Source organism: Acinetobacter sp. TUM15064 (assembly GCF_008980265.1).
Classification (GTDB): Bacteria; Pseudomonadota; Gammaproteobacteria; order Pseudomonadales; family Moraxellaceae; genus Acinetobacter.
Genome location: NZ_BKFU01000154.1, coordinates 1 through 1,107 on the forward strand (window position 1 = coordinate 1; position 1,107 = coordinate 1,107).

The following is a 1,107-nucleotide window of genomic DNA, read 5'->3' on the forward strand; positions in this document are numbered from 1 at the left end:
ACTGTCCTTGCCAGAAAGCACATGAGCAATATATTCATTGAAAGTACGATGGAAAATATAGAAATACAGCTGAGCTTGTAGTTTCTCTACAGTAATCGAGCCGATCCCTTGGTTCATTGTCCATTCTTTTATTTTTTTATTAATATCATTCGCCATAAGCACGTGTTGAGACTCATGAAGCACAATGTATTCGAACCAACTACTTGATAAATGCAGATCATGTGTCACAGTCTGATTTAGCTGATGATGCTTTAAAATATCAACTTTCTGTTCTGTAATATCTAAATGTAATCTAAGAATATACTCTGGTTTTTTATGACTTTTACTTTTTATCAAAACACCTTCATCAATCAATTGCTGAAATTGAAGTAAATGCATCGGTGATAAGCCTGTCGCCAGACTCAATAAACACGCGGCTGCTATTGCGGCATCATTGGGATGATCATTGTAAAGCTCGCTTTTTAGTACATATATCAGATGTTGAATAACATCCTTACTCATAAAATGAGTGTTGGTCACAAACGGCTGTAGACGTCTCTGACGATGCCTCATCAAATGTTCACTCTGCGGATTAAGTACAGAGTTAAATCTAGCAGTAGACCTATCTGTCGTATGTACAGAAATTCCTTCATCTATATATTCTACGTCCCCCTCTTCATCATAAAGGACCTCTTGGCACGTCCTAATGTATCCTGGATAACTTTTGATAAGCTGTCTTTTTTCTTGCTTTCTTTGGAAAATTTTTAATTTCTTTTTTGTTGGCCAATCATTCATTTTTATTTTTTTACGACGTTGCCGTTGAACAATTTTCCTTTGTACTAGCCTTTTAAAAATAATTTTCATATCATGTAAGTAATTAGGAGTTTTGGTCTGATTGAACACCTGATTTTTAGAATAATTATCCCAGTCACTAAACGTAACCAGTCCATCCTTCAGTTTTAGCATATATTGTATAAAGCACTGTAATAGTCTCTGGCTTTCATCCTTTAAATCCAGTTCAGCTTCAATGTTTTGAATCAGAGGTTTAGCGATAAACCGTAGTAAATCAAAAACCTCTTTTTGCTTTGCTTGAGAATCCGCTAATTCGGCAATTTTTTCATAGAGTAC

Annotated in this window: 1 pseudogene; it reads right to left on the reverse strand. The window is 35.0% G+C overall.

What is annotated here, in order from left to right:
- Positions 1-1,107: pseudogene (locus GBI16_RS18150) on the reverse strand (hypothetical protein); the annotation flags it as partial.